Source organism: Streptomyces calidiresistens, assembly GCF_014141525.1.
Classification (GTDB): Bacteria; Actinomycetota; Actinomycetes; order Streptomycetales; family Streptomycetaceae; genus Streptomyces; species Streptomyces calidiresistens.
On the sequence record NZ_VKHS01000131.1, the window covers coordinates 1 to 9352 of the forward strand.

Below are 9352 nucleotides of genomic sequence, written 5' to 3' on the forward strand. Positions count from 1 at the left end.
CTCCTGCCGCAGACGGCGGGCAGCCGGGTGGGCGTCCACATGTCGCGCTCCCCGGAGCTGTACATCGTCCTCCTGGCCGTCCTGAAGGCCGGCGCGGTGGTCGTACCGCTGAACCCCGCTCACCCGGTCTCCGTACGGCGCGCGGTCGCACGGGAGGCCGCGCTGCCGCTTACGCTGCGGGACGTGCCGGCGGGGCTGGGTGCCGTCACCGTCGAGCGCGATATCCACGAGCTCATCGCCGACAGCGCCTCTCTGGAGAGCGGGAACCCGGCGGAACCGGTGGACCCGGAGAGCACCGCGTTCATTCTGTTCACCTCCGGTTCCACCGGCCGTCCCAAAGGCGTGCTCGTCCCCCACCGGGGCATCGCCCGCCTGGCCCGGTACAACGGAGAGGTACGGGTCCGCTCCGACGACTGTTTCCTCCAGCTCGCCCCCTACTCCTTCGCCGCCTCCACCACCGAGATCTGGCTGAGCCTCCTGCACGGGGCCCGGGTGGTCCTCCCACCTCCACGGCTTCCCTCGCTGCCCGAGCTGGCCCGGACCGTGATCGAGCGCCGGGTTACCTTCCTCAACCTGCCGTGCGGCCTGTTCAACCTCCTGGTAGACGGCCACCCCGAGGCACTGCGCGATGTGCGGACGCTCATCGTCAGCGGCGACTTCCCCTCGCCGCGCCACCTCTCCCGTGCTCTGCGGGCCATCGGCGGAACCGTCTACAACGCCTACGGCTGCACCGAGAACTCGGCCCTGACCGCGGTCCACGCCCTGACGGGGGACGACCTGCGCAGCCAGGTGTTCCCGGTGGGGCGGCCCCTGCCGGGCGTGGGGCTGCACGTCCTGCGCGAGGACCTCACCCCGTGTGCGCCCGGCGAGGTGGGCGAGATGTACATCAGTGGCGCCGGTCTGGCCCGGGGCTACCTGGACCAGCCGGAAGTTACCGCCGAGAAGTTCCCCGTACACGCCGGGACGCGGCTGTTGCGCACCGGTGACATGGCCCGTACGACCCCGGAGGGCGAGATCGTCCTGGCGGGCCGGACCGATCAGATGGTCAAGATCCGGGGTTTCCGGGTGGAGCTTCGCGAGGTCGAATGCGCCACCGAGCAGACGGGGTTGGTGGAGCGCGCGGTGGTCCGCGCGGTGGACACGGCGGACCACCTGAAGGAGCTGGTCCTCTTCTGCACCACCGCGACGGGCGAACCGCCCGGCACGGAGACCCTGCTGTCCGAGCTGCGCGGACGGTTGCCCGACTACATGCTGCCCGCCCGCGTCCACCACCTGGCAGAGCTGCCACTGAACCACAACGGGAAGCTGGACCGCATGGCCCTTCGGGAACCCCGTGCCGTCCTGGTGGAACCGGACCCCGGGCGGGCCCGCGGTGAGGCGGAGGACCCGGTCGCGTCCGTCATCCTCGGTCTGCTGGCCGGCGTGACCGGACGGGAGCGAATCGGTCCCGGCGATTCCTTCGTCATGTCCGGCGCCAACTCCCTCCAGCTCATCCAACTCGCCGCTGACCTCCAGGACGTCATGGGGGTCGACGTGCGGGCAGAGGACATCTTCCAGCACGACAACGCCAAGGCGCTGGCCGACCACATCCGGTCGACGCGCGAAGGCCGTACGGAGGTGGCTGCACGTGATTGACCCACTGCTCAACGTGGTACTCGATCGATGGCGGCACATCTCCGGCCGGCCCGCGGCGACGGCCGACGACCCGTTCACCGCGGCGGACCAGGACGCATACGTCGCCGACCTGCGCGACCTGCTGGGCCCGGAGGTCAGCGCGGCGGACATCGCCCGATGCGGGACCCCCCGCGCGCTGTCCGAGTGGCTGCGCGCCCGGCGGCGTACAACTCCCCCGTTCTGCTGCGCTTCCCCGACCCGCTCGACCCGGAGGTGCTGCGGCGCGCCCTGCGGCACGTCGTGGCCCGGCACGAGAGCCTGCGGACCACCTTCGCCATGGACGCCGACGGCCGGCTGGTGCAGCGGGTCTCGCCCGATCCCCGGTTCGGTTTCGAGACGGGCACCGCATCCGGCGAGGAGGAGGTGCGGCAGCTGGCCGCCGACTTCGCCGTCGCCCATCTCGACCTGCGCACGGGTCCGCTGCTGCGCGTGCTGTGCCTGGACACCGGAGAGGACGGCACGGTGCTCCTGGTGAACGTGCACCACACCGTGTTCGACGGCTTCTCATGGTCGGTGCTGCTGACGGAGTGGCTGACCGCCTACCGGCGGCTGGTGGCCGACGGGGAACTGCCGCGCACCCCGGCCCCCACTCAGTTCGGGGAGGTCGTCGCGGCCCGGGGACGCGCCGCCGGCCAGGCGTCCCTGGAGCACTGGAAAGAGCACCTCGCCGATGCCCCGCCGCTGCTCGACCTCCCCCTGGACCGCCCGCGCGGGCATGGCACCGGGCGTGCGGACGGCATGCGGACGGTTATCCCGGCGGCCGAGGCCGCCCGGTTGCGGGAGTGGGCGGCGGCCGAGGGCGTGACCCCGCTGATGGTCCTGCTCACCGCCTACGCGGTGTTGCTGCACCGGCACACCGGCCAGGAGGACCTGACGGTCGGTCTGCCGGTGTCGTTGCGCGACCGGGCAATCGACCAGGATGCCATCGGTCACCTGGTCAACACCGTCGTGCTGCGTCACCGCTTCTCGCCGCGGGACACCGTGCGGGAGCTGCTGGCGCGCACCCGACGGGAGGTCCTCTCGGCGATGCGTCACAAGGACGTGGCCTTCGAGGAGGTCGTCAAGGCCCTCGGCGCGGGTCGGGAGGGCGGGCGTTCGCCCCTGTTCCAGACGATGGTGACCCTGATGCCGAAGGAACGTCGTGTCCTGCGCCACCTCGATCTGGGCACCGACGAGTGGCAGCACATCAGCGGTGCCCCGAAGTACGACCTGGCGCTGATCGTGGAGGAGGGTGAGGAGGAGCTGGGCCTGACCTTCGAATACGACCGGGCCCTGTTCCGCCCCGCGACGGTCGAACGCGTCGCCCGACGGTTCCGCGCCCTGCTGGCAGACCTGCTGGACCGGCCCGACAGCCCCGTCGGCGAGCTGAGCTGGGTGCCCGGGGCGGAGCTGCGGGAACTGGAGGCCGCCTGGCACGGGCCGGCGGACGAGCGACCCGCACAGCGATCGGTGCCCGACATGTTCGAGGAGTGGGCCGGACTGACTCCGGACAGCGTGGCGGTCGAGGCGGTGGACGGCGGTGTCCTCACGTATCGGCAGTTGAACTCCGCCGCCAACCGGTTGGCCCGGGCCCTGCGCGGGCGCGGGGTCCGCCCGGGGACGCGGGTGGCGATCCGGCTGGAGCGCGGCCCGGACGCGGTTATCGCCCTGCTGGCCGTGCTGAAGGCGGGCGCTTCCCACCTCCCGCTGGATCCGGCGTACCCGCAGGACCGCATCGCGCTGATGTTGGCCGACTCCCGTCCCGGGCTCCTGCTCACCCGGGGTCGCCCGGAGACACCGGCCCCGGAGGGGACCGAGGTGTTCGACCTCGACGCCGAGGCGTACCGGGTGCGGGGGCAGGACGACGGGAACCTGCCGGTGCGCCGCACCCCCGACGATGAGATGTACGTCGTCTACACCTCGGGGTCGACCGGCCGTCCCAAGGGCGTCGTCATCAACGACTTCACCATCAACAACCTGGTGTACCGGCAGATGGACCTGTCCGAGCCGGACACGGACGCCCGCACCCTTCAGTACATGTCGCTCTCCTTCGACGTGTCGTTCATGGAGATCTTCGGAACCCTCTGTGCCGGCGGCACCCTGGTCCTCATCGACGAGGAGTTGCGAGCCGACCTGCACCGGCTGGCGAGCCATCTGCGCGAGCGGCGGGTGGCCCGGGTCTTCCTGCCCTACGTCGCCCTCCGGGAGCTGGCATCAGTCGTCGTCCGCAACGGCATCGCCCTGCCCGATCTGACCGAGGTCTACACCACCGGCGAGCAACTCGTCGTCACGCCCCGGTTGCGGGAGATGTTCACCCGCCTCACCGGGGCGACGCTGATCAACGCATACGGCCCCTCCGAGGCACACCTGTGCACCGCCCATCGACTCCCGGAGGATCCGGCCGACTGGCCGGAGAGGCCGCCCATCGGGCACACCGCCGCGGGAGTGCGGCAGTACGTCCTGGACGCCGACCGCCGCCCGGTGCCGTTCGGGGTACCGGGCGAGTTGTACGTGGGCGGGCGGGTCCTCTCCCCCGGCTACCTGAACCTGCCGGAGCAGACCCACTCACGCTTCCTGCCCGACCCCTACGCCCCGGAGCCGGGCGCACGGTTCTACCGCACCGGCGACCTGGTCAGGTTCACGCAGGAGGAGGGCTTCGTACACCTGGGCCGGGCCGACGAGCAGATCAAGATCCGCGGCTACCGGATCGAGCCCGCGGAGGTGGAGGCGGCGCTCAACGACCTGCCCTCGATCACCGCCTCCTCCGTGGTCGCCGCCGAGCACCGCCCCGGGGACCGGAGGCTTGTCGCGTTTGTGCGCACGGACGCCCCCGTGGACGAATCGGAGTTGCGCCGCCTGCTGAGCCGCTCCCTGCCGGCGTACATGGTTCCCTCCCGGTTCGTTGGGATCGACCACTTGCCCACCTCTCCCAGCGGTAAGACCGACCGGACCGCCCTGGCCGTCCGCGCGGCGGCGCTTCCGACTCCCCGGCGGGAGGCGGTCGACGGCCGGCCTCCGACCCCGACCGAACAGCGTGTCGCCGCCATCTGGGCCGGGCTGCTGGAGGGAGCCGCGGTCGGCCCGGAGGACGACTTCTTCGCCCTGGGGGGCCACTCGCTCATGGCGGTGCGGCTGCGCCAGACACTCCAGGAGGAGTACGGGGTCGACCTCCCGCTCAGCGCGCTGCTGGCCGACCCGACCGTGGCGGGCATGGCCGCGCGGGTCGAGCGGGTACTCGCCGGGGAGGTCACGGCCGACGGACCCGACCTGTGGGCCGACACCCGGCTGCCGGAGGGAGTGGATCCGGCCGGCGTCCTGCGGCGCGCGGACCCGGTCACCGGCCGGACGGTGCTGCTGACCGGCGTCACCGGGTTCCTGGGGATCTACCTGCTGCGCTCCCTGCTCGCCGCCGGCTGTGTGGTCCACTGCCTGGTACGGGCCACCTCGCCGGAGGAGGGGCTGCGCCGGATCGGCGACAACGCCCGCCGCTACCGGGTCGACCGCGGACTGGACCTGTCCCGGGTGCACGTGGTGGCCGGAGATCTGTCACAGGAGCGGTTCGGCCTCTCCCCCGGGGAGTACCGCGACCTGGCCGGTCGAATCGAGGTCGTCCACCACGCGGCGGCGCACATCAACTTCGCCGCGCCGTACGTCTCGGTCAAGCCGACCAATGTGGACGGTTTCGTGCGGGTCGTCGAGTTCTGCGCCGACACGGTGCTCAAGCCGCTCCACCACATGTCCACACTCGCGGTCTTCCCGCCCGGAGGACCCGCCCGGGACATCGGCGAGGACGCCGTCCCCGAGACTCCCGACGGGCTCGGGATCGGCTACGCGCAGAGCAAGTGGGTCGCCGAACGGCTGGCGTTGGCGGCCAGGGAGCGAGGGGTACCGGTCACAGTCCATCGCATCGGGAGGATCGGCCCGGACACCGCGACCGGAGCCTGCCGGACGGACGACTTCTTCTGGCTCCAGGTCAAGAGTTTCCTTCAGCTGGGCCTGGCGCCGAGGGAGCCCGGGCCGCCGGTGGACCTGCTGCCGGTGGACGTGGTGGCCGACGCGGTCGTGCGGCTCTCCCGCTCGCCCGCCGCGCACAACCGGAACACGCACGTCTTCCATCCCGTGGGCATGGACTGGGAGACGGTCTTCGCCACCATGGGTTCGCTGGGGCGCCCGCCCCGGCTCGTTTCCACGGCTGAGTGGCTGGGTGCCCTGGAGGCCGGCCCCGCCGAGGCGGGCGACCGCTCCCTGGCGAGCCTCGTCCCGCTGTTCCGGGAGGGAGTCATGGACCTGGGCGATCACCGCTACACCAACGACGGAACGGTCAGGCTGCTGAAGGATCTGGGCCTCGAACTGCCCGCCGCCGATCCGTCCTGGATCACCTCGATGGTCCACTACTTCGCCGGAACCGGCCAGGTCACCACCGCACGCGTGCCGTGAGCGTCGCTGCGCGAGGCACGAGTCGCCGAGGACACCCAGCCGCCGTAGGCCATCGCAGGAAGGACTTTGTCATGTCAGGAGCCAGGCGCCGCGTCAGGGCGGTCATCGTGGGAGCCGGCCCGGTGGGCTGTCTCCTCGCCATCGAGTTGCGCCGGCGGAACTTCGAGGTGGAGGTGCACGAAAAGCAGTCCGCCCACAGCATGGCCACCGTGACGACCGGCCGCTCGTTCAATCTGACCCTCACCCACCGCGGATCGAGCGCTCTGCACCCCGCGTTGCGTGATCTCCTGTACGTCACGGGGGCGGTGCTCCGGCAGCGCGTCGTGCACCACCGCGACGGCACGCTCACCCGCCAGCCCTACGGGGTCAACAGCGACCACCACCTGCTGTCCGTGCCGCGTGCCGCCCTCCAACGCGTTCTCCTGGAGGAAGCGCTGCAGGCGGGGGCGTCCGTGCACTTCGGCCACTCCTGCGTCGGCGCCGACGCGCACCGCGCCGAGGCCGTCTTCGTCACCGCCCACGGCGGCGTGTGCCGGGCCACCGGGGACATCCTGATCGGCTGCGACGGCGCGAACAGCGCACTGCGCTACGAACTCTCCAAGTCCGGTGCCCGGATGCGGATTCACCAGGAGTACATCCCGCACGGCCATGTCGAGTTGACCATGCTGCCCGAAGCGGCCCGGAAGTTCAGCCCGGACGGGATGCACCTCTGGCCCCGCGGGGACCACTTCCTCCAGGCCCAGCCGAACCGGAACGGCATCCCCACCACCACCCTGTTCATGCCGGTGGACAGCCGGGGCGGAGAGCTGCGGTTCCGGTCCTTCGCGGACCGGGACTCCGTACGGGAGCACTTCGCCCGCGAGTACCCCGACATCGCCGCGGCCCTGCCGCGGGTCGCCGAGGAGGTCTGGGACGCGCGTCCCTCCCTGCTCAAGGTCGTCCGCTGCGACCCCTACCACTACGGCCGCGCCGTACTCGTCGGCGACTCCGCCCACACGGTCGTCCCGTTCTACGGCCAGGGCATCAACTGCAGCTTCGAGGACGCTGAGGTGTTGTGCGACCTGCTCGACCGTCACCTGGGCTCCGGCTCCGACCGCCACACCGCCGTGCGGACCGCGGTGGCGGAGTTCAGCGAGTTGCGGGTGGCTCCCGGCCAGGCGATAGCCGACCTGTCCATGGCCAACCTGACAGAGCTGAGCACCCACATCGACGACGAGTTGTTCCACCTGCGCAAAGGGCTGGAGCGCAAGCTGCACCAGCGGTACCCGGAGGACTTCACCCAGCTCTACCAGCTCGTTGCCTTCACCCGAATCCCCTACGACGAGATCGTCCGGCGCGGGGAGTGGGACAAGCACGTCCTGGACATGTTGTGCGAACGGTACGACCTGCGCACACAGGCCGACGAGATCATCGACTCCTATCCGGAGTTCGCACGGAGTCTGGTGTCGGACGCCCTGCCCCTACCGGTGATGTCGTCCGGTCCCGCCGCACTGTCACGACCTGGAGACCTCTGAATGTCCGACAACCCCTACGATGTCGAACTGGATCCCCGCTACAGCGCGGAGGGGGCACGCCCCGCCTCCTGGACCGAGACGCGCCGCATGCTGGCCGAGGCCGAGCTGTACTGGGTCGCGACCGTGCGCCCCACCCCCGGGCCGCACATAACGCCAGTGGCGGGGGTGTGGCACGACGGGGCTCTGTGGTTCTGCTCACTGCCGCAGGAACGCAAGGTACTCAACCTGCTGTCCAACCCACGGTGCTCGCTGCTGACCGGGACGGCCCGGCTCTCCAGCGGCGTGGACATCGTGCTGGAGGGCCGGGCGGTCCGGGTCACCGAGGAGGAGAGACTGGAGGAGGCCGCCGAGACGTTCCGCCGCAAGTACGGCGCGATGTGGGACTACGTCGTCGACGGCGATGTGCTCAGCGGCTCCGTCGGTCGGGCCTGGGCCTTCTCCGTCGCTCCTCGGACGGTGTTCGCCTTCACCAAAGGTTGTGTCGCGCAGACCCGGTGGCGCTTTTTGCACTGAGCAGCCCGGCCCGTGGCACGAGGAGCTCCCCCGCCGGCTCCGGTACCGGGCGGGCACCCGAACCGGAAGCCGACACCGCGGATGGTGGTGATCCACTCGCCGCTGCCCAGCTTGCCGCGCAGACTGCTGACGTGGGTGTCTATGGTTCTGCTCGCCTGCACGCCGATCCGGGTGTCGACCGGGTAGTCCCAGACGAGGGACATCAGCTCCGGCCTTTGGAAGATCCGCTCCGGCTCCGTCGCCAGCGTGTACAGCAGGTCGAACTCCTTGCGGGTCAGGGCGAGCGGCAGCCCGTCCAGGCACACCTCCCGCCGGGAGGAGTCGATGACGAGCGGACCGAACTCCATCCGGTCGTGCTCTCCCCGGTCGGTCTCCTCCGTTGCGCGCGACGGCCCGGTCCTGCGGAAGATGGCCTTGATCCGGGCCATCAGCTCACGCGCCCGGTAGGGGATCTCGACACAGTCGTCGCATCCCGCCTCCAACAGGAGCACCCGGTCCACCTCGGCCTCCGCCGGGGTAAAGCCGATGATGGGCACTTCGCTGTCGCTGCGTATGGCTTGGCACACCGAGATACCGTCGAGGTCCGGAAGGTCGGTGTCCAGCAGGATGAGGTCGCAGGCGTGGTACGTCTCCAGCACATCTCCGCCGCTGGATGCGACGAAGGCGTCGTAGCCGTGTCGCTGCATGTCCCGTTTCAACGCCTCCGCCGAGAGACAGCCGGAAGCCACCAGGATGCGTGGTTGGGCTTGTTCGTGGCCGTTCCAGAATAATTGGCCTACGATGTCCGATTTCTTTCGGACCGTGAACCTGCGCGAGCTCCCGTCCTCGACAGACAAAGCAAATCCCCTTGTCGGTAAGGTCCTGCTACTGCCAGTAAGGTCCTACTATCGCATAGTATTTCAGATACGGATCGTGATCTTCCTGTTCGACAGGCGGCCTGTCGTGGTTGGGGACCGACTCGTGATCACGCCCGGTGACGGAGTCGCCGGGCGGACCGGATGAGCCGGGCCGGGGAACAGTCGGACGACGGCGGGGAACAGACCCCGGGTCTCGTTGCGGGTCGGCGGGATCGGACCGTTCGAGGTGGGTTGACATGGGGTCCGTGGCACGGAGGACCGCGATGCAGGCGCGTGCCGACATCGTGAGCCGGACCCGGCGGCTCCGGCTGGGGTCCGGAAGGTCGGTGTCCAGCAGGATGAGGTCGCAGGCGTGGTACGTCTCCAGCACATCTCCGC

The 9352-nt window shown here is 70.4% G+C and carries 4 protein-coding genes and 1 pseudogene; 4 read left to right on the top strand and 1 reads right to left on the bottom strand.

Translation table 11 applies throughout. The annotated features are described in order from the left end of the window. From FOE67_RS08375 to FOE67_RS29085, 4 genes are all read left to right on the top strand, one after another. Positions 1 to 1635: non-ribosomal peptide synthetase (locus FOE67_RS08375; protein WP_182662065.1), on the top strand; the 1635-nt coding region annotated here is incomplete at its 5' end. A gap of 183 nt (positions 1636 to 1818) precedes the next feature. Continuing rightward, positions 1819 to 6090, top strand: coding sequence for a non-ribosomal peptide synthetase family protein (locus FOE67_RS08380; protein WP_182662067.1), 4272 nt, complete (start codon positions 1819 to 1821; stop codon positions 6088 to 6090). A 71-nt stretch (positions 6091 to 6161) separates the two neighbouring features. Continuing rightward, complete coding sequence (locus FOE67_RS08385) at positions 6162 to 7604, top strand: FAD-dependent oxidoreductase (RefSeq protein ID WP_143619241.1); 1443 nt, start codon at positions 6162 to 6164, stop codon at positions 7602 to 7604. After that, positions 7605 to 8117: a pyridoxamine 5'-phosphate oxidase family protein gene (locus FOE67_RS29085; RefSeq protein ID WP_143619243.1), complete on the top strand. Its 513-nt coding sequence runs from the start codon at positions 7605 to 7607 to the stop codon at positions 8115 to 8117. 71 nt (positions 8118 to 8188) lie between these two features. Here FOE67_RS29085 and FOE67_RS08390 read toward each other — a convergent pair. After that, positions 8189 to 8845 (bottom strand): annotated as a pseudogene (locus FOE67_RS08390) (winged helix-turn-helix domain-containing protein); the annotation flags it as partial. Between the last annotated feature and the right edge of the window lie 507 nt (positions 8846 to 9352).

Excerpts from the sequence above, each read along its gene's own strand:
- FOE67_RS08385 (WP_143619241.1), top strand. The coding sequence starts at position 6,162 with ATGTCAGGAGCCAGGCGCCGCGTCAGGGCGGTCATCGTGGGAGCCGGC.
- FOE67_RS29085 (WP_143619243.1), top strand. The coding sequence starts at position 7,605 with ATGTCCGACAACCCCTACGATGTCGAACTGGATCCCCGCTACAGCGCG.